15 protein-coding genes are annotated in these 22075 nt (G+C 30.5%); 9 read left to right on the top strand and 6 right to left on the bottom strand.

The window, feature by feature from the left end:
* Positions 1-108: 108 nt before the first annotated feature.
* Entirely contained in the window at positions 109-2697 is a 2589-nt protein-coding gene (locus Q0958_RS01720) for an AsmA family protein (protein ID WP_299118774.1), read from the bottom strand.
* A 118-nt stretch (positions 2698-2815) separates the two neighbouring features.
* Here Q0958_RS01720 and queG point away from each other — a divergent pair, with 118 nt between their 5' ends.
* Complete coding sequence (queG, locus tag Q0958_RS01715; protein ID WP_299118771.1) at positions 2816-3742, top strand: tRNA epoxyqueuosine(34) reductase QueG; 927 nt, start codon at positions 2816-2818, stop codon at positions 3740-3742.
* Positions 3743-3786: 44 nt separating this feature from the next.
* On the opposite strand, the gene Q0958_RS01710 is transcribed toward queG, so the two are convergent.
* Positions 3787-4425 (bottom strand): PAS domain-containing protein, encoded by a 639-nt coding sequence (locus tag Q0958_RS01710; protein WP_299118768.1) that lies wholly within the window; start codon positions 4423-4425, stop codon positions 3787-3789.
* Positions 4426-4530: 105 nt separating this feature from the next.
* The gene (locus Q0958_RS01705; protein WP_299118765.1) at positions 4531-5163 is read right to left on the bottom strand and encodes a PAS domain-containing protein; all 633 of its coding nucleotides are present in this window, start codon (positions 5161-5163) and stop codon (positions 4531-4533) included.
* 142 nt (positions 5164-5305) lie between these two features.
* Between Q0958_RS01705 and Q0958_RS01700 the strand changes: the two genes are divergently transcribed.
* The 8 genes from Q0958_RS01700 (at position 5306) to Q0958_RS01665 (ending at position 18434) form a co-directional block, all read left to right on the top strand.
* Entirely contained in the window at positions 5306-7588 is a 2283-nt protein-coding gene (locus Q0958_RS01700; protein WP_272150526.1) for an NADP-dependent malic enzyme, read from the top strand.
* Positions 7589-7673: 85 nt separating this feature from the next.
* Complete coding sequence (gene ruvA / locus Q0958_RS01695) at positions 7674-8255, top strand: Holliday junction branch migration protein RuvA (protein ID WP_235274324.1); 582 nt, start codon at positions 7674-7676, stop codon at positions 8253-8255.
* 21 nt (positions 8256-8276) lie between these two features.
* The gene (gene sprA, locus Q0958_RS01690; RefSeq protein ID WP_299118758.1) at positions 8277-15419 is read left to right on the top strand and encodes a cell surface protein SprA; all 7143 of its coding nucleotides are present in this window, start codon (positions 8277-8279) and stop codon (positions 15417-15419) included.
* 24 nt (positions 15420-15443) lie between these two features.
* Positions 15444-15824 carry a glycine cleavage system protein GcvH gene (gene gcvH / locus Q0958_RS01685; RefSeq protein WP_150898294.1) on the top strand — a complete coding sequence of 127 codons (381 nt, stop codon included), beginning with the start codon at positions 15444-15446 and terminating at the stop codon, positions 15822-15824.
* The gene (locus Q0958_RS01680; RefSeq protein WP_299118754.1) at positions 15790-16167 is read left to right on the top strand and encodes a VanZ family protein; all 378 of its coding nucleotides are present in this window, start codon (positions 15790-15792) and stop codon (positions 16165-16167) included. Before gcvH ends, Q0958_RS01680 begins: the two co-directional genes overlap by 35 nt.
* A gap of 63 nt (positions 16168-16230) precedes the next feature.
* Complete coding sequence (locus tag Q0958_RS01675; protein WP_299118751.1) at positions 16231-16953, top strand: energy transducer TonB; 723 nt, start codon at positions 16231-16233, stop codon at positions 16951-16953.
* A 106-nt stretch (positions 16954-17059) separates the two neighbouring features.
* On the top strand, positions 17060-17806 hold the full coding sequence (locus tag Q0958_RS01670) for an energy transducer TonB (RefSeq protein ID WP_299118748.1): 747 nt from the start codon (positions 17060-17062) through the stop codon (positions 17804-17806).
* A 46-nt stretch (positions 17807-17852) separates the two neighbouring features.
* Positions 17853-18434 (top strand): acyltransferase, encoded by a 582-nt coding sequence (locus Q0958_RS01665; protein ID WP_299118746.1) that lies wholly within the window; start codon positions 17853-17855, stop codon positions 18432-18434.
* A 91-nt stretch (positions 18435-18525) separates the two neighbouring features.
* Here Q0958_RS01665 and Q0958_RS01660 read toward each other — a convergent pair whose 3' ends face one another.
* The 3 genes from Q0958_RS01660 to Q0958_RS01650 are packed head-to-tail and all read right to left on the bottom strand — an operon-like array spanning position 18526 to position 22075.
* On the bottom strand, positions 18526-19893 hold the full coding sequence (locus tag Q0958_RS01660) for a mannosyltransferase (protein WP_299118743.1): 1368 nt from the start codon (positions 19891-19893) through the stop codon (positions 18526-18528).
* Entirely contained in the window at positions 19893-21383 is a 1491-nt protein-coding gene (locus Q0958_RS01655) for a cellulose synthase family protein (RefSeq protein ID WP_299118740.1), read from the bottom strand. The genes Q0958_RS01660 and Q0958_RS01655 overlap by 1 nt, the downstream gene beginning before the upstream one ends.
* Positions 21383-22075 carry a glycosyltransferase family 2 protein gene (locus Q0958_RS01650; protein ID WP_299118737.1) on the bottom strand — a complete coding sequence of 231 codons (693 nt, stop codon included), beginning with the start codon at positions 22073-22075 and terminating at the stop codon, positions 21383-21385. Before Q0958_RS01650 ends, Q0958_RS01655 begins: the two co-directional genes overlap by 1 nt.

The raw sequence follows: 22075 nt of genomic DNA, 5'->3' as shown, positions 1-22075 counted from the left end.
AAACATATAGGTTGCAAATTTCGATTTATGTTTATAAGCTGTTAAATAATTGACAAAGAATTATTAAAGTTATAGACGCTAATCTTTTTAAAACAGTTGCCTGAGTTTTTAATTATCTCCTTTTTTCTTTTTTTTCTTTCCAAATAAACCACCTAAAACATCAGATACTTTCTTTACAGTTTTATCAGTTTTACTAGTTGAATCTTTCTTTTTGTTACCTAACAAATTTCCTAGAGTATTTTTAACAAGGTTTTCCTTTTGTCTTTGTACTAACTCTTGAGTTAACTTAGTAACTGAAGAAGATAAATCTGTTTTTATTGTAGGACTAGTCATACTACCTGTTAGGTTTGCTGTAACAGGAACTGTAATGTTTTGATCTTTTGCACTAAGTTTTGATAATAAACCTTGAACATCACTTCCTAAATACTTAGCAGGAACATCAAACGTTACATTATAATTCATTGTTTGATCAAAACCATGAGTACCGCCAACATTAATACCAATATCTTTATATTTTAATTTAAAAGGTGATACTTGTACTTGTCCCTTTTTAAAAGATAAATGAGTTTTAATATCTGTTAAATCTAATTTAGTTAAATCGATAAAAGATAATTTATCGTTTAATAAACTTAAAGCTTTTGTTTTTTCTGGATTAATCTTAGTAGTTAACAATTCAGCTAAGGCTTTACCAGAAATAGAAGTTAAATTCGGAGTAAAATCAGTATTTAAATCTCCTGATAAATTAATGTCTGAATTTAATTTACCATTCATAGCTCCAGCAATTGGGCTTAATGATTGCAATAAATCTAAACTATTAAATGATTGGGCAATATCAAACGATTTGATTCCTAGTTTTACATCAAAAGTTGGTTGTTTTTTCTGTGTGTTCACTTCACCATTTAAGGCTATTTTACCATTAAAAATACCAGCATTTACATTTTGTAAAGTAGCTTTTTCATCTTTCAATAATAAAGTACCTTTTACATTTCGTAGTTTTAAATTATCGTAATAAACTGTTTTAGCATCAGCAAATATTTTACAATCTAAAAAAGCAGGAATCTTTAAAGATTCTGTTGGTTTTTCTTCTTTTGGAGTGTCTTGTTTCTTTTCTGTTGGAGCAGTGTTTTCTTGCATAAAATCACTAACATAAAAAGAGTTTGAATTTACTTTAAAATCACCTTGTAATTTTTTGTTTGAAAGTAAAAAACCTAATAGATTTTGAATTTTACCAGTTGCATTAATATCACTTTTACCTGTATTTGCGTCAAACTTCGTTAAAGAAATTGTTGTTGGAGTAAAATCTACTTTGGTGTTTTTTATATTAATTGGGTTAACAATGTCTTTAGAAGAAAACACAAAATCACTTACTTCAATATGTCCATTATTTTTAATTCTATTCAAGTTGCTTTTTTGAATTGCATCTAAATCGAATTTGGTATGTAAGTTTGCTTTTAAAATACCTCTTAATTCATTTTTTAAATCTACAGGGTAAGCCTTGTTTATGTTAGCTAAGTTTAATGTTCCGTTTAGTGTAGCATTTATAAGAGGATTTGTAGTTAAATTATGTACACTACCTTTTCCAGAAAAAGTATCTTCATCAATTTTAAATGATAAGCCTTCGATGTTTACATACGTATTTTGCGTTTTACCTGTAGTGTTTTTTATTTGTGCATCAATATTGATGTTTCTTACAGTTTTAGGTAAATCTGGATACTTAAATGATGCATTTTTTGATGAAAGTGTAATATCTAATTTAGGAATATTAGAGTTATCAATAATACCATTAACTTTTCCGTTAACGCTAAAATTACCTGAAGTGGTAACGTTGGCAATATTTTTAGTATATGCTTCAGGAATTAAACCTAAAAAGTTTTTAAAATCAGATGAAGGAGTTTTAAAGTTAATATCAACTTCTTGATTGTTCTTATTTATTTGAACATACCCATCAAAAATTAAAGGTAGGTTATTCAGTTTTGCTTCATTCTTTAAGAATGAAAATTTCTGATTTACCAAATCCATCCCCAAAATAGCATCTAATTGTATTTTCTGATTTTTAGCATATGAAGTACCATCCATACCAAAAGAAATTAGAGTAGATGTTTTGGTGTCTAATTCCATATTAGACTGAGAAAAATCACCGCTTCCAGAATGATTAAAATCATTTAAGCTAAGATGCATTTTTCCTTTCTTATCAGTATACTTAATGGTTGCATTTGAAATATTATAAGAATCAATAGAAAGTCCAAAATTAGAAGAACTAGTGTTTTCTGTAGTTGTTTCTTGTGTTACTTCTTTAGGTTTAGAAATGTCATAGTTTGCATTTCCATTTTTATCAACCAAAACATTCACTTTTGCATTATCAATAGAAAAAGATTTTATATTCAGTTGATCTGTACTACTTTTAAAAAGCTCAGTTAATCTTAAGTTTAAACGGATATCGTTTGCATATAATAAAGTGTCACCTTCAAAAGGTTTGTTATTTATAACAGTTGTGTTTGAAAGTTGAACAGATATATTAGGGAAGTTTCTAATTAAACTTAGATTAGCATCACTAAAATCAACTTTAGCATAAACATTATTGTTTACGGTTTGTTTAACCAAGCCAATTATCTTGTCTTGGAACAATAAAGGAATACTTACAAGAATAACAAAGATTGCTATTACAACTCCTAAAACTATTTTATAAATCTTTTTCATGATTAAAAAGGTTGATTTTATATACTAACGAACAAAGGTCTGCATTTATTTGTTAAACAAAAGTGAATAAAATAATAAAATAAAACTTTTGTTAATTTTGCGCAATAAAATAAGTGTTTTGAACCATAAAGAGCAATATTCTAAATTTATTAAAGAACAGGCAAAACGATTGGGTTTTTTGGCTTGTGGTATTGCTAAAGCCGATTTTTTAGAAGAGGAAGCTCCACGCTTAGAAGAATGGTTAAATAATAATAACCATGGTGAAATGCGATATATGGAAAACCACTTTGATAAACGTTTAGATCCTAGGTTGTTAGTTGAAGGAGCTAAATCTGTTATATCATTGTCATATAATTATTTTCCAGAAAAGGTTCAGAGTGATGATAGTTATAAGATTTCTAAATATGCTTATGGTCAGGATTATCATCATGTAATTAAAGAAAAACTTAGAGAGTTGTTATCGCTAATTAATGATGAAATTGGAGAAGTTTCTGGCCGTTGTTTTGTTGATTCAGCTCCAGTGTTAGAAAGAGCTTGGGCAGAAAAAGCTGGTTTAGGTTGGAATGGAAAGCATACGTTGTTAATTCAAAAACAACAAGGCTCATTTTTCTTCTTGGCAGAATTAATAATTGATTTAGAACTTGAATACGATCATGCTTTTCAAACAGATCATTGTGGAAAGTGTACTCGTTGTATAGATGCTTGTCCAACTCAAGCAATTTTACCAAATAACACTGTGGATGGAAGTAAATGTATTTCCTACTTTACTATTGAGTTAAAAGATGCTATTCCAACAGAATTTAAAGGAATGAATGAGGATTGGATGTTTGGTTGTGATGTTTGTCAGGATGTATGTCCATGGAATCGTTTTTCAAAACCACATTCAGAACCTTTATTTGCACCACAGGGGGACTTGTTAGAAATGACGCAACGAGATTGGAAAGAATTAACACAAGAAACGTTTAGTAAAGTGTTTAAAAAGTCTGCGGTGAAAAGGACTAAATTTTCTGGTTTAACAAGAAATATCTCTTTTTTAAGTGAATAAATAAAAGCTACCTGAATGTGAAATTCAGATAGCTCTCATTTCTCTTAGAGAAAATCACCAAAGAAAAACCAGTTTAAACTTTTTTTAATTTTACTTGGTTGTTCTTCTGTTTCGTTTTGTGTTTGTGCCTGATTGTTTTTCTTTTCCTTTAAAGATTCTTGTTCAAATAAGTCTACAACAAATTCATCATAGGTCTTACCTTCTTCTTTCAAATAAGCATCAAAATATAATTCACTTGCTTTTTCACCTTTTATTTTTTCAATATCTAAAAGGGTTTTGTAAAGAGGTTCAATCTTTTTAATAACACTTTCTGGTACGGCTTTTCTACGACCTGTGTAACCAGTCATTTTGCCATTATCATCTTTGTCAATAGTAAAGTCGGTAATTACCCAGTAATACCTTCCCGTTCTAGTTAGGTTTTTTACAATAGCATGAAAGTTTTCACCTTTTTTTAAAGAATCCCATAAAACTTTGAATGCAACTTTAGGCATGTCGGGATGTCTAATGATATTGTGAGGTTCACCTATCAGTTCAATTTTGTTGTATTCAGAAACTTCTTCAAAAGTATCATTCATGTATAAAATTGTTCCGTGAAGGTCGGTTTTACTAATAATTGTTTCGCTTTTGTTCCATTTAACTTCTTCATTAATAATGGTTGTTGGCCTGAGGGATATTTTTGTCATTTAACACTAATTTAGTCTAAACAAAAATAATAAAACTAACAGAACAGTAACCTTAAATTTTAGATAAAAAGTTACTGTTTTTTACTATTATGAAAAGTTTAAAGATTAAAGGAAATCACCGAAGAAAAACCAATTTAATCCTTTTTTTAGTTTACTTGTTTCTTCCTCCTCCTCTACTTTTTGACTATCTGCGATTGCTTTTTGTTCTTTAGATTTCTCTTTCTCAAATAAATCTACAACAAACTCATCATAGCTTTTACCAACTTCTTCTTTTAGATAAGCTTCAAAATATAATTCACTTGCTTTTTCACCTTTCATATTTTCTATGTCTAATAGAGTTTTATATAAAGATTCAATTTTCTTTACAACACTATCAGGTACAGCTTTTCTTCTTGCAGTATATCCAGTAACTTCTCCATCATCATTTTTGTCAATAACAAAATCAGTAATAACCCAATAATATCTTCCAGTTCTGGTTAGGTTTTTTACAATGGCGTGATAGTTTTCTTCTCTTTTTAAGGCATCCCATAATGCTTTAAAAGCAACTTTAGGCATATCGGGATGTCTAATAATGTTATGTGGTTCGCCAATTAATTCAATAGGACTGTATTCACATGTGTTAGCAAAAACATCATTAGCATATAAAATGGTACCATAAGTATCGGTTTTACTTACAATGGTTTTGGTTTTATCCCATTTAACCTCTTCGTCGATTATTTGTCGTGGGGGAGTATTCATAGTTTTGAAAATTTAGATTGAATAATACTGCAAAATTAAATTGAAAATTAAACCACAAACATGATTTTTATCATGTTAGAAATTATTTTTACTAAATAACAAAAACGTATATTTGTGGGTTCAAACAAACAATATCAAACCTATGAGTGATTCTAGAAAAAGGCGCGAAGCTTTACTATATCATGCAAAACCAAAACCGGGGAAAATAGCTGTAGTACCTACTAAAAAGTATGCTACACAGCACGATTTATCTTTAGCTTATTCGCCAGGAGTAGCAGAACCTTGTTTAGAAATAGCAAAAGATAAAAATAACGTTTACAAATACACAGCAAAAAGTAACCTTGTAGCTGTTATTTCTAATGGAACAGCGGTTTTAGGTTTAGGAGATATAGGGCCAGAGGCGTCTAAGCCTGTAATGGAGGGAAAAGGTTTACTATTTAAGATTTTTGCCGATATCGATGTTTTTGATATCGAAGTTGATGCAACAGACGTAGATAAATTTGTAGAAACAGTTAAAGCTATTGCTCCAACTTTTGGAGGAATTAACTTAGAAGATATCAAGGCTCCTGAAGCCTTTGAAATAGAAAGAAGATTAAAAGAGGAATTAGATATTCCTGTAATGCATGATGATCAGCACGGAACGGCTATTATATCAGCAGCAGCATTGAAAAATGCTTTAGAAATAATCAAAAAAGATATTTCTAAAGTTCAAATAGTAGTGAATGGAGCAGGAGCAGCTGCAATTTCATGTACACGTTTGTATTTAGCATTAGGAGCTAAAAGAGAAAACGTTGTAATGTGTGATAGTAAAGGAGTTATTAGAAAAGATAGAGGTAATTTAACTCCACAAAAAGAAGAGTTTGCAACTGATAAAGATGTAAATACTTTAGAAGAGGCAATGCATAATGCCGATGTTTTTATAGGATTGTCAAAAGGAAATGTAGTATCTCCAGAGATGTTATTATCAATGGCAAAAGACCCTATTGTATTTGCAATGGCGAATCCTGAACCAGAAATAGCCTATGACTTAGCAGTTGACACTAGGGATGATATAATAATGGCTACCGGTAGATCTGATCATCCTAATCAAGTTAATAACGTACTTGGATTTCCATTTATTTTTAGAGGGGCTTTAGATGTTAGAGCAACTAAGATTAATGAAGAAATGAAGATGGCTGCTGTGCATGCTTTGGCAGATTTAGCTAAAAAATCAGTGCCAGAACAAGTTAATATTGTATACGATGAAGTAAGTTTATCGTTTGGTAGAGATTATATTATTCCAAAACCATTTGACCCAAGATTAATTTATGAAATTCCACCAGCAATTGCTAAAGCAGCAATAGAGTCTGGAGTAGCTCAAGAGCCAATAACAGATTGGGATAAATATCGTGATGAGTTAATGGATCGTTCTGGAACAGGAAGTAAAGAAATTCGTTTATTACATAATAGAGCTAAGAAAGATCCTAAGAAAGTTGTTTTTGCAGAAGCAGATCATTTAGATGTTTTAAAAGCAGCACAAAGAGTTCATGATGAAAAAATAGGGATACCTATTTTATTAGGAAGAAAAGAAGTTATTTTAGAATTGAAAAAAGAATTAGGTTTTGATGCCGATGTTCTTATCATCGATCCTAAAACTGATATAGAAAAAGAGAGAAGAGAACGTTATGCTGAAGCTTTCTGGAAAACAAGACAGCGTAAAGGAGTTACATTGTTAGAAGCAAAAAAATGGATGCGTGAGCGCAATTATTTTGCAGCAATGATGGTGAATACAGGAGAAGCGGATGCTTTAATTACTGGATACTCAAGGTCATATTCTTCGGTAGTAAAACCAATGTTAACTTTAATAGAGAAAGACAAAGGTGTTACTCGTGTAGCAGCAACTAATATGATGCTAACTAAGCAAGGGCCAATGTTCTTAGCAGATACAACGATAAATATTAATCCAACAGCAAAAGACTTATCAAAAATTAGTCAATTAACATCAGTGTTAGCAAAAATGTTTGGTATGAAACCACACATAGCAATGCTAGGTTTTTCTAATTTTGGTTCATCAATATCTGAAACTTCTGTAAAAATTAGAGAGGCTGTTTCGTACATTCACCGTCATAATCCAAATGTAATTGTAGATGGAGAGTTACAAGCAGATTTTGCTTTAAATCCAGAGTTGTTAGCAAAAGAGTTTCCATTTTCAAAACTAAATGGTAAAAGAGCAAATATTTTAATTTTCCCTAATCTAGAGTCAGCAAACATTACTTATAAGTTAATGAAACAAGTTGATGGAGTAGAATCAATAGGGCCTATTTTATTAGGAATGAGTAAACCAGTTCATATTTTACAGTTAGGAGCAAGTGTAGATGAAATGGTTAATATGGCAGCTGTAGCTGTTGTTGATGCTCAGAATAAGGCAAGAAAACAGAATAAATAAAATAATAGAAGTTTAAAGTCTTGATAAATAAGGTTTTCAAAAAGAAATAATTTTATTTATTTTAGACAACTAGAAAATCAGCTGAATGATTACACAAATTAAGGGGAAACTTGTTGAGAAAAATCCAACATATGCAGTAGTAGACTGTAATGGAGTTGGTTACCTAATGCATATTTCTTTAAATACATACTCATCTTTACCAGATGATGAAAACGTATTATTGTATACTCATTTATCGGTAAGAGAAGATGCCCATACTTTATATGGGTTCTCTAATAAAATTGAACGAGAAGTCTTTCGTTTGTTAACGTCTGTGTCAGGAGTAGGTCCTAGTACAGCAAGAACAATGTTATCTTCAATGACATCTGAAGAAATACAGCAAGCTATAGCATCAGAAAACGTAAAACTGATTCAATCAGTAAAAGGTATTGGTGCTAAAACTGCTCAGCGTGTTATAGTAGATTTGAAAGACAAAATATTAAAAACGTTCGATTTAGATGAAGTTTCTGTTGTACAAAACAATACAAATAAAGAAGAAGCGTTATCTGCATTAGAGGTTCTTGGCTTTGCCCGTAAACAAGCTGATAAAGTAGTTGGAAATATATTAAAAGAAACGCCTGATGCTAGTGTTGAAAAGCTTATAAAGCAGGCGTTGAAAAACTTATAAACAAGGTTGGAAAAAAAGGTTATGAATAGATTACTGGCAACACTTACTCTTTTGGTAAGTGTTGTTTCGTTTTCGCAAAATACTCCGGGGAATAGTACAAATACAGTAAAAAAAGATACAGTTATACCTTTAAAGTATAATTTTGGTTATACCAAAAACGGAGCGTTGTATTTAAATAATCCGGTCAAGAAAATTGTAACTTACGATAAAGCAATAAATAAATTTGTTTTAGTAGAGAAAATAGGAGATTATTACGTTGGAACTCCCATTTTCATGACCCCTGAAGAGTATGATAAATACCTTTTAAAAAGTGATATAAAAGATTACTTTAAAGAAAAAGTAGATGCTACCAACCCAAAGAAAAAAGGAAATAAAAACGCAAGAAAAAACTTATTACCTAAATATTATGTAAACTCTAAATTCTTTGAATCTGTTTTTGGTGGAAATACAGTTGAGGTTATTCCTTCAGGTCAGGTAAATATAAAATTAGGAGGAGTTTATCAGAAAAATGAAAACCCACAAATATCTATAGAAAATCAAAGTAGTTTTACTTTTGATTTTGATCAGCAAATTAGTGCAAGTTTACAAGCAAAGGTTGGAAAGCGTTTAAAAGTTACAGCAAACTATGATACTCAATCTACTTTCGATTTTCAAAATATTATAAAATTAGAATATACTCCTACTGAGGATGATATTATAAGAAATATTGAAGCGGGTAATATTAGTATGCCAATTAAAAACTCATTAATAAATGGAGCACAGTCTTTATTTGGTGTAAAAACAGAGTTGCAATTTGGTAAAACATATATAACAGCAGCATTTTCGCAACAAAATTCGCAATCTAAAACTGTAATAGCAGAAGGAGGAGCAACGATTGAGCCTTTTGAGTTAAGAGCATCAGATTATGATAATGATCGACACTTTTTCTTATCTCAATATTTTAGAGAGAATTATAAGGAGGCATTAAGTAATTATCCATTAGTGAGTAGTCCTATAAATATTACAAGAGTTGAGGTTTGGATAACTAATAGAACTCAAAATGTAAATGATTACCGTAGTATAGTAGCTCTTGCCGATTTAGGAGAATCTAGTGATGCAAATGAGGTAAACCCAACAGAAATTAATGCAATTCCAGGAGCTGTATCGGTTAATTCTAAAATAATACCATATAATGGTGTTAATAATTTAAACCCATTATTAGCAACAACAGTTGGAGGTATTAGAGATGTAGCAACAGTAGATAATGCAATTACAGGTATAGGGATTACCCCACAGCAAGGATTTAACTATTCGTACTTACAAAATGCACGTAAGTTACAAGCTAACGAGTTTAGATTACATCCTCAATTAGGATTCATTTCTTTAAATAGAAGATTAAATGATGGAGAGGTTTTAGCTGTAGCGTTTGAGTATACTGTAGTTGGAGCATCCAACCAAGAAACTGTGTTTAAAGTCGGAGAGTTCTCAAACGATGGAGTTGTAGCACCTTCAAACTTAGTAGTAAAGTTATTACGTAGTGAAATTTTAAATACGGTTCGACCAGGTACAGGAGGGACTCCAGGTGTGCCAGCTGAGGCATTTCCAACTTGGCGTTTAATGATGAAAAACGTATATGCTTTGGGAGCATTCCCATTACAAAGAGATGGCTTCCGTTTTGAGTTATTATATCGAGATGATGAAACGGGTACTTTACAAAATACGCTGCAAAATGCTCAAACTCCTGATATAAAAAATAAGCCTTTACTGCGAATCTTAAATTTGGATAAATTAGATCAAAGTCAATACGCAATCCCTAATGGAGATGGTTTCTTCGATTATGTGGAAGGAATTACTGTTAACTCAGAAAGAGGATATGTACTATTCCCAGAACCAGAACCGTTTGGTATTGATTTAAGAGATGAATTAACAAATACTGCAGATCAAGACAAGTACTTATTTGAAGAGTTATATTTAACTACAAAGATTCAGGCAAAAAACGAATATCAAAATAAAGATAAATTCTTTTTAAAAGGATATTTTAAATCTGAAACTAGTAGAGGAATTTCATTAGGAGCCTTCAATGTTCCTAGAGGTTCGGTTCGTGTTACAGCTGGAGGAAGACAGTTAGTTGAAGGTATTGATTATGTGGTCGATTATCAATTAGGTCGTGTTCAGATTTTAGACCCAGGATTGGAAGCTTCTGGAACACCTATTAATGCTACAGTAGAAAATAACACATTCTTTAATCAACAAAGAAAAACTTTTATAGGAATTGATGTAGAGCACCGTTTTTCAGAAAAGTTTATATTAGGAGGTACTTTTTTAAATGTAAGTGAAAGACCAATTACTCCAAAAGTAAACTTTGGAGGAGAGCCTATAGATAATGTTATGTTAGGTTTAAACTTAGATTATTCAGCAGAGGTTCCTTATTTAACAAAATTAGCAAACAAATTACCATTTGTAGAAACTGATGCGCCATCTAATGTATCGGTAAGAGCAGATATGGCTTATTTACTGCCAGGTTCACCTAGTGGAATTAATGTAGATGGAACAGCCACGTCTTATTTAGATGATTTTGAAGCATCGCAAATACCAATTAATTTAAGTTCACCACAACAATGGTTTTTAGCAAGTACACCAGAGTCGCAAGGTTTTGATGGAGGTAAAATTGATGATTTATCTTATAATTATAAAAGAGGAAAATTAGCATGGTATAATATTGACCAACTTTTTTACGGAAGTGGAAATAGACCAGGTAATATTGATGAGAATGAATTATCTAGAAATGAGGTACGTCAAATACGTTATGATGAATTATTTTCAAATACGGAGTTGGACATTACGCAACAAAATTTAGTACGTACTTTAGATTTAGCTTATTATCCATCTGAAAGAGGTCCTTATAACTATAACCAAAATGCAAATACTGTAGCACCAGAAGAACGTTGGGGAGGAATTATGCGAGCTTTAACGACCAATAATTTTGAACAAGCGAATGTTGAGTATATACAATTTTGGTTAATGGATCCATATGAAAACTACTCAATTAATCAAGAAGAAGGGTTGCCAGCTGGAGTAAACCCACAAGATCCAACCAATAAGGTAGGGAAATTGTTTATAAACTTAGGAAGTGTATCGGAAGATATCTTGAAGGATGGTAGAAAGCAATATGAAAATGGTTTGCCAGCAGATGGAAATAAAAATGCTTCTAATACAAATAGTACCAATTGGGGTAACACTCCTATAAACCCATCAATATTATATGCTTTTGATTCTAGTAATGAAGCAAGAGTGAATCAAGATATTGGATTAGACGGGTTAACAGATGCAGAAGAAAAAGCATTGTATCCTGCATTTGCTTCTTTAGATGATCCAGCAGGAGATAACTTTCAGTTTTTTAGAGGTGGAGCTATAGAGGCAACAAACCCTTCAGTTTTATCACGTTATAAAAACTATAATGGAACACAAGGAAATTCACCAACAGCAAGCCAATCTACAGAAGCATTTCCTACATCATCTACAACATATCCAGATGTAGAAGATATTAACAAGGATCAAACAATGAATCCTGTGAATAGTTATTTTGAGTATGAAGTTTCATTAAACGAAAGTGACTTACAGGTAGGGAAAAATCATATTATAGATGCAAAGAGTAAATCTGTGCAATTAGCAAATGGAACTGAAAGAGTTACTACTTGGTATCAATTTAGAATTCCAATTAGAAATGTAACAGATGCTCAGAAAATAAATGGTATTACCGATTTTAATAGTATTCGTTTTATTAGAATGTTCCTTGCTCAATTTAAAATGCCAATAGTTTTACGTTTTGGAGAATTAGAATTGGTAAGAGGAGACTGGCGTCGATATACGAAAGTATTACCTAGTACGGTAGCTCCAGTTGAATTAGGTGCTTCCGAATTAAATAAATTTGAAGTTGGAGTAGTGAGTATAGAGCAAAATGAGGATAAGTATACTTTACCTCCTGGTATTCTTAGAGAGCAGTTGCAAGGAACAAATAGAATTCAACAACAAAATGAACAATCAGTAACCTTAAAAGTTACCGATTTACCAGCTGATCAAATAAGAACTATTTATAAAAATATTAGTATAGATATGCGTAGGTATAAGAAGTTACGTATGTTCTTACATGCTGAAAACCCTGATGAAGTAGTAGCTCAAGGTGAAGCAGCAAATGCAGTAGCGATTATTCGTTTAGGTACAGACTTAAATGATAATTATTATGAAGTTCATAAACCTTTAGTGTATAGTAAACAAACACCTGGTACAACACCAGTGCCAGAAGAAGTTTGGCCTACAGAAAATGATTTAGAAATACCATTACAAGAGTTAGCAAATTTAAAAATACAAAGACCTTTAGGACAAAATATAACAGATGTATTTTCTTCAACTAGTTCAAATGGATTGAAGATTTTTGTAAGAGGTAATCCAACATTAGCACAAATAAGAACAGTAATGTTAGGAGTTAAAAATACTGAAGTAACAGATAAAAAATCTATAGAGGTTTGGTTTAACGAATTACGTGCTGTAGGTTTTGATAACAAAGGAGGATGGGCAGCTGTTGTAAATGCAGATGCTAATCTTGCTGATGTAATGAATCTTTCATTAGCAGGAAGAATGTCTACAATTGGTTTTGGTAATGTAGAAGACCGAGTTCAGCAAAGAAGTATTGAAGAAACAAAACAATATAGTGTAGCAACAAATATTCAATTAGGTAAAATGATGCCTAAAAAATGGAATATGCAAATACCTATGAGTTATAGTTATGGAGAAGAGTTTAGAGATCCAAAATATGATCCACAATTTCAAGATGTTGAATTAAAAGACGCATTAGATAAAAACCCTAATAGTAAGAATGCTCAAGATTATACTCGTAGGCAAAGTATTAGTTTTATTAATGTAAAAAAGAATAAGAACCCAGAAAGTAAAAAGAAACCAAAGTTTTACGATGTAGAAAACTTCTCTGTTTCATATTCTCATAGTGAAGAGTTTCATAAAGATTATAACATTGAAAAATATATAAATAGAAATGTTATGGCTGGAGCAAGCTATAACTTTACTTTCAAACCTTTTGTTATTGAACCGTTTAAAAGTTCTAAGCTATTTAAAAGTAGATATTTACGATTTATTAGGGATTTAAATATTAATCCTGTTCCGAAAAATATAGCAGTTAATTCTAGAATTAATAGAAATTATAATTCACAACAATCAAGAAATCTAGTACAAAACATTGGTTTATCTGCTCAACCAGAATTAATACAACGTAGATTTTTGTTTAATTGGGATTACACTATAGGGTTTGATTTGACAAAATCTTTACAATTAAATTTCAATGCAGCCAATAACTATATATATGATAGTTTTGGGCAAGATGAGAACTTAGAAATTTATGATAAGTTTTTTAATGTAGGTAGACCGGATAATTATCACCAAAAATTAAATGCTACTTATAAACTACCAATTAATAAATTGCCTTATTTAAGTTTTGTTACTGCCGATTACGGATATACTGCCGATTTTGATTGGAAAGCTAGTGCTCAAAGTAATTTAGATTTACCAAATGGTCAAAGTGTAAGTTATGTAGATGTAGTAGGTAATATGATTCAAAATGCCAATACACATAATTTAAATACGAATATAGATTTTGGTCGTTTCTACAAAACTTTGAAATTAGATAAGTTGTTATTGAAAGGGACAAAGAAAAGGCCAACTAAAAAAGGAACCGTTGCTTTAGGAGTCAAAACAACAGCAACAAAAGCGAAGTTAAAAAAGAATGCTTCTTTTGGTCATAAGGTAATGAAAGGATTATATGACGTTTTAACCTCAGTAAAAAGAGCAAAAATTAGTTATTCACAAAATAATGGAACCTTATTACAAGGTTATAAACCATCTGTAGGATTCTTAGGAAGAAACTCTTATGGTGGAGGTTTAGCACCTACATTAGGATTTGTGTTTGGAAGTCAAACAGATATTTTAAATACGGCCATAGAAAATGGTTGGTTAGTAACAAGAACGAGTCAAGATGACCCAAATCAACCTTATTATAATAAGAATTATGGTAAAAATAGTTACAAAAAGCTGGATTATAATATTTCAGTAAAACCAATTAAAAACTTAACAATAGATTTAACTGGTAGAAGAATTCAAACAAGTAGACTAAATCAGCAGTTAGATATAATTTCTGATGGAAGTGGAGGTTTCCGTCAAGACCCTAACATAAAGGCATTCGAAACTGGTGATTACAGTATTAGTCATTTCATGTTAGGAACTATATTTACCGATAATGAAACTCTATATCAAAACTTCTTAGATAATAGAAATATCATAGCAGATAGATTATCTAACGAAACAGGATTGCCAAACACACCTAATGGAGCAGGTTTCAAAACAACTGGGCAACAAGTAATGTTACCAGCATTCCTTGCAGCATACTCAGGTACGAGCCCTAATTCAGTAAGTACAGGAATATTTAAAAATATACCAATACCAAATTGGAGATTACGTTTTAATGGATTTATGAAGTATAAATGGTTTAAGAAAACATTCTCTTCATTTACGTTATCACATGGTTATAAATCATCTTATACCATAGGAAATTATACCAATAATTTACAATATGATGCTTCTTCACTAACTAATACAAATACTTCTGGTAATTATCAATCAGAACTATTACTTTCGTCGGCAACTTTAATAGATGAATTCTCTCCACTTGTAAAAGTTGATTTTAGAATGAAGAATTCATTCTCATTTAAAGGGGAAGTAAGAAAAGATAGAAGTTTAACATTAAATTTCAATAATAACACATTAACTGATATAAAAGGAACAGAATATGTTGTTGGATTTGGATATAAGATTAGAGATGTTAAATTTGTAACTCGATTTACAGGAAAAAAGGAAACATTAAAAGGAGATATTAATTTAAGAGCAGACATTTCGTTAAGAGATAATTTAACCCTAATACGAAGTGTTGATAAGGAAAATAGTCAGATAACAGGAGGAGAAAAATTATTCGGATTAAAGTTTATGGCCGATTATAATTTAAGTAGCAACTTAACAGCTTCATTTTATTATAACCATCAAACATTCCAATATGCTGTTTCAACTACTTTTCCAAGACAATCAATTAATGCTGGAATTAATATAATTTATAATTTAGGAAAGTAAAACAAACACAATAAAAATAAAATAATGAACATTCCAACAGAATTAAAATACACAAAAGACCACGAGTGGGTAAAAATAGAAGACGGTGTAGCTACAATTGGGATTACTGATTTTGCTCAAGGTGAATTAGGTGATATCGTATACGTTGACGTTGATACTTTAGACGATACTTTAGAAGTAGAAGAGGTTTTCGGATCAGTAGAAGCTGTAAAAACAGTATCAGATCTTTTTATGCCATTATCTGGTGAAGTAATTGAGTTTAATGAGGCATTAGAAGACGAGCCTGAAATGGTAAATTCTGATCCTTACGGTAACGGTTGGATGATAAAAGTTAAATTATCAGACGATTCTCAAATAGCAAGTTTATTAAGTGCTGAAGATTATCAAGAGCTTATTAAAGGATAATTTTATAACAATAGCAATATTTGTAACTGCAAGTATTGCTATTCTTAGTTTAATAAAGATAGGTCCTCAGCCAATCCAAATAAATAATTTAGATAAATATGAGCATCTTATAGCTTATTTTGTTTTAGGTTTTTTTTGGTTATTAGCATTAAGAAAGACAAAAATTAATGATTTAATTATTGTTTTTGCTTGTGTATTTTACGGCATAATTATTGAGGCTCTTCAAGTTATAGTAACATCTTACCGAACAGGGGATGTTTTAGATATTATAGCAAATACGACGGGTATTTTAATAGCTTACATTATTTACTTTCTTTTTTTTAAGAAAAATGAGGCTATTTAAAGATTTAGCTTGTAAAAGTTGAAATAAATTAATTAAATTAGCGAACTGTTAAAAACATTTAGGATGGAAATTAAGAAAAATCCAAAATCAAACTTAGAAAATTATAGCAAGCTGTTTATGCAGTTAGGTTTGGTTTTAGCTTTATTTGTAACATATGTTGCGATTGAAAATAAAACATATGATAAAACATATGGAGATTTAGGTTCAGCAAACATGGCTTCTGATATTGAAGAAGAAACTATAGAACTTCAAATTGAACCACCAAAACCAAAACCAAATACGCCACCGCCACCAGCTCCTGAGAAGATTGAGGTAGTAGAAGACGAAAAAGAAGTTGAGGAAACTATTATAGAGTCTACTGAAACTGATGAATCTGAGGCAGTAGAGGTTGAAGAGATTGTTGAGGTTGAGGAAGAAGAAGAAGTAGTAGAAGATGTACCTTTTTCTATTATTGAAGAAGTACCAGTTTTCCCTGGATGTAAAGGAACAAAAGCTCAAAAGAAAGCATGTTTAAATAAAAAATTAACTAAGCACGTACAACGTTATTTTGATGCTGAATTAGCAAACGAATTAGGATTAGCTCCTGGTAAGAAAAGAATTTATGTTCAATTTAAAATTGATAAAGACGGTTCTATTACTAACATCAATGCAAGAGCACCACATCCAAGATTAAAAAAAGAAGCTGTTCGTATAGCTAAAAAAATACCAAAAATGAAGCCTGGTAAACAAAGAGGTAGACCAGTAAGAGTTGGTTATACTTTACCTATTACATTTAATGTAGAGTAGTTTAAAGTATTTACAAAATATAAAAAAGCAATCCAATTTTGGATTGCTTTTTTTATTGGCATATTTCTTGTTTCATATATAATAACAATTTAAAAATTTTATTACTATGGAAACACAAAAGAAAAAACCAAGAAAGCAATTAGAGAAATTTTCTGCAATATTTATGCAGTTAGGATTAGTATTAACTTTATTTGTGGTTTTTATTACTTTAGAACATGAAACAGAAAAAGATATGGCTGTAGTAAGCGAACCGTATTATGAGTTTACAGATCCAGTTTTTACTTTTCAAAAAGAAATAATTGTAAAAAAGCAACCAAAGGCCGTTGTAAAACCTCAAAAGAAGCAAATTATAAAAAGAGTTATCAGTAAGCCAGTAGTTGTAGAGAATGTAACCAACACTCCAGAAACTGTTATTGATTTGCCAGTAGAAAATACTCCAGTAGTAGTTTCTAAGCCTACAAATGTTATTTCAAAAGTAGATGAGTCAATTGAAAAAACAATATCTATAAATAGTGTGCAAAATACACCTGTTTTTAAAGGTTGTGAAGGTTTATCAGAAGAAGAGAATAGAATATGTTTTGAAAGAAAAATTCAGAAGCATATACAAAGATATTTTAATGCAGAGATTGCACAAGATGTTGGATTGAGATCTGGAAAGTATAAAATCGTTACGCAGTTTGTAATTGATAAAACAGGTAAAGTATCAGATATAAAAATTAGAGCACCTCATAAAAAGTTAGAAAAAGAAACAGATAAGGTGGTAAATAAGATACCACAATTTACTCCGGGTAAGCAAAACAATAAGCCTGTAAAAGTAAAGTATACTCTACCAATTACATTTAAAGTAGAATAAAAACAAAAACTCAATCATTTAGGTTGAGTTTTTTATTTTTGTTGATATGGATATAACAAACTCATTTTTTGCACACGAAACAGCAGTAATAGATGCTGGGAGTACTATTGGTACAGGAACTAAAATTTGGCATTTTAGCCATATTATGCCTGATTGTATCATTGGAAAGGATTGTAATATTGGACAAAACGTAGTGGTTTCTCCTAAAGTAAAATTAGGAAACAATGTTAAGGTTCAAAATAATGTTTCTATTTATACGGGAGTAATTTGTGAAGATGACGTTTTTCTAGGTCCCTCAATGGTGTTTACTAATGTAATAAATCCAAGAAGTGCTATAAAAAGGCAAGATCAGTATTTAGCAACAGTTGTTAAGAAAGGAGCTAGTATAGGAGCAAATGCAACAATTGTTTGTGGAAACAATATTGGAGAATATGCTTTTATAGGGGCTGGTGCAGTAGTAACAAAAGAGGTATTACCATATGCGTTAGTGGTAGGTAACCCATCAAAACAAATAGGGTGGATAAGCGAATATGGACATCGGTTAGAGTTTGATGAAAATAATGAAGCTATTTGTATAGAAAGCAAAGAAAAATATAAGCTAGAAAACAATAAAGTCTTTAAAATTTGATATAAGTCAAATTTTTTTAAAAAGTTTTTGTTGTAAAGAAAATGTTATTTATATTTGAGCAGTGGTTGTAAAACCACTTTCTTTTTCTTTTTCATAGCAATTTTTCCCACTCAATTTTATGAGTGGGTTTTTTTATGAATAATTCCCATAATAAACAACCATATACTATCACATATTCTAAACCTACAAACCATAGGTTCTCTTTCCAAGGTGTGTTTGAGTAGGCTTGATAACTTAAGATAATTGCGATACTCCAAATAATAGGGAAACGATATTTGGTAAAAATAGACAGAATTATTAAGGTTGCTAGGTACCAAGGATGTAAAGTTGTAGTCGTAAAATAATAAAAAGATAAACCAAATAACATTGCAGTTATAAGCTCTAAGATAGATTTGTTTTTCCTGAAGAAAGTAACTCCAATTAAAAATAAAATGGTCAGAATAGGCATTATTTTTCCAATTACAGCTATTTCATTGTAACCTCTAAACAAATACCCAATTTCCCTTGCGATGTAATAAAAACTGGCATTAAATTCAAAATTACGGAACCAAAGTCCTACAGAGTTAGAGTAATTTGAAATTAATTGAGATGAATAAAAAGGTAGAAAGAGTAATAAAACAGTAACTACGACAATTACATAAAAAGCAATAAGCTTTAGTAAACCTTTAAATTTTGAATCTTTTGTGACAAATCTTTGATAGAATAAAGGTAAAAAAAGTAATGGGATTAACTTTACTGAAACAGAGCAAGCTAATAATATAGCAGCCCAAACCCATTTTTTTTGATACAACATATATAAACTCCAAACCACAAAAAATAGCATAACAGGTTCAAAGTGTAAATTACCTGTCATCTCAATTATGATAAATGGGTTTAAAGCATATAGAAAAATGTTATGAGTAGAAATTTTTAAACCTTCTAATAACTTTTTTCCAAAGTAAATGATACCAACATCAGCTAAAATGATGATAACTCGCATTACAGCTGCACTACCTATAATGCTTTTATTAGCTAAAACTGCAGCAATTAAGAAGCATAATTGATTTATTGGAGGGTAGTTTGTATAATGACTTCCATTCATACTTCCCATTCCTTGATATAAATCTAAGGCTTGATTAATTGGATATTTATGCTGTTCGATAAAAGTTTCTGGTAATGATAAATATGGATTAAAGCCTTCTAAAATCATTCTTCCATCCCAAATAAAACGATAAAAATCTTGAGATAAATTTGGAATAGCAAAAAGAAAGACCAATCTAAATAGAATGGATACCCCTACTAAGAAAAGAAAATTATTTTTACTGTTTTTCCATAAAAAATATGAAGTAGTAAATAATGAAAACCACAAAAAAAGTAGTTTAGAAAATTCAGTTCTTTCTAAAAAATAAGCAAAGAAAAAATAAAGTAAAAGACTAACAAAAGTTAGACTTATAGCACTATATTTTCTTTCAAGAAGCATTAGGCTTTTGAAAAAATAGATTTAAAAAACACATAACCAAAACCAAAAAATAGCATAAAGTGAAATGGAAATAAACCAAAATCACCTCCTTGGTCACCAACAATAAAGGCGCTGTACATTCCAAATGCAAAATAAATAGCAAGTAATCCTTCTATTACTACATTCATTGAAGGTCTTTTACGAATGTACTTGTTGTTTTTCCAACTATCTTTTAATGATTTTATATTGAATTTTGGAGTTCTAATAAATTCACTTTTCTTACCTATATGTCCTTCTAAAACAGCAATTGTATTGTGCAATGAGAATCCCATAGCAATAGAGAAAAAAGAAAAGAAAGCTCCAATGTATTTGATAAAATTTAAAAATCCACCACCATAGGTTCGTTTATACATAAACCAATAGCAAACAAAGAAAATTAAGGTACTTACAATAAAGAAACTCATTACAATAAAGTAAACCTTTAAATGAGTGTATTCATTTTTTATATATAGCATAGGAATACTTAAAATAGCTACTAAGAAAATACAAGTAAACATAGAACTATTTAATAAGTGTAGCATTCCGTGAACTTTTGTTTTAAGAGAAATGTTTTTATTGGTAATAATTCTCCTTAACATTTTCTGGAAGTTTTCAGCCCCACCTTTATTCCATCTAAATTGTTGAGATCTAGCTGCGCTAATTATAACAGGTAATTCTGCAGGAGTTTCAACATTTTCTAGGTATTTAAATTTCCATTTTTTTAATTGAGCTCTATAACTTAAATCTAGGTCTTCAGTTAAAGTATCTCCTTCCCAATTACCAGCATCGTAAATACACTCTTTACGCCAAATACCAGCAGTACCATTAAAATTAATAAAATGTCCTTGGCTATTTCTACCTACTTGCTCTAAAGTAAAATGAGCGTCTAAAGCAAAAGCTTGAATTTTAGTAAGTGTAGAGTAATTTCTATTAATATGTCCCCATCTTGTTTGTACAACACCAATTTCTGGGTTTTTAAAATAAGGCACAGTTTGTAATAACCAATTTTCTTGAGGTAAAAAGTCAGCATCAAAAATAGCAATGAACTCTCCTTTAGCTATTTTTAAACCTTCTTTTAAAGCACCGGCCTTAAAACCTTGACGGTTTTCTCTTCTAATATGCTGAATATCTAATCCTTTTTTTTGTAATTCTTCAATGTGTTTTCCTGTGCTAATAACAGATTCATCAGTAGAATCATCTAAAACTTGGATTTCTAATTTATCACTTGGATATTTTAGTTTAGCTATGTTATCTAACAAACGTTCCATAACATACAGTTCATTGTATACAGGAAGTTGTATTGTTACGTAAGGGATTTCTTCCTCATTAGAAAAGTCAAATTTAGGAGAAGTATCTTCTTTTCTTTGAGCTTTTAAATAATTAAAAAGTAAATTTAATTGAGCTAAAGCGTATAGTAATATTAGTACTAATGAAATAGTATATATTGCAATTATAACGTATTCTAAAATCATTATTTAAAGCTATATTTAAATATCCAACCTAAAATTTTTATGCCGGCTAAGATACTACCTTTTACGGTTCCTGAAACTTTTGAAACGCCGATTCTATTTCTATATTTCATAGGGACTTCAACATAAGTCATTTTTTGTTTTAACGCTTTTAATTGCATTTCAACAGTCCAACCGTATGTTTTGTCTTCCATATTAAGAGCTAGCAATTTATCATATTTTATAGCCCTAAATGGTCCTAAGTCTGTAAACTTAGCGTTAAAAAATAGTTTCATTAAAAAGGTAGCTAACCAATTACCAAAAACTTGTTGAGGGGTCATAGAACCTTGTTCTCGTAGTCGTTTTACACGTGCTCCAATTACAAAATCTATGTTATCATTTATTATAGGGCTGACTAGTTCTGTTAATTGTTGAGGATAATCGGAATAATCACCATCTAAAAAAACAATTATATCTGGTTTTATATCTTGCTTAGCAACATAATCCATACCTTTTAAACAAGCATAGCCATAGCCTCTTCTACTTTCCTTTAATACAGTAGCTCCAGAATTTTTTGCGTTTATTTCAGTGTTGTCAGTAGAATTATTACTAACAACTATTATTTCATTTACAAAAGGGGGGATATCGTTAATTACATTTGCAATAGAATCTTGCTCGTTGTAAGCAGGAATAATAACCTTAATATTTTGATTCAT

This window comes from uncultured Tenacibaculum sp., assembly GCF_947499065.1.
In the GTDB taxonomy this organism is placed as follows: domain Bacteria; phylum Bacteroidota; class Bacteroidia; order Flavobacteriales; family Flavobacteriaceae; genus Polaribacter.
This window is presented reverse-complemented; position numbering and strand designations above follow the sequence as displayed.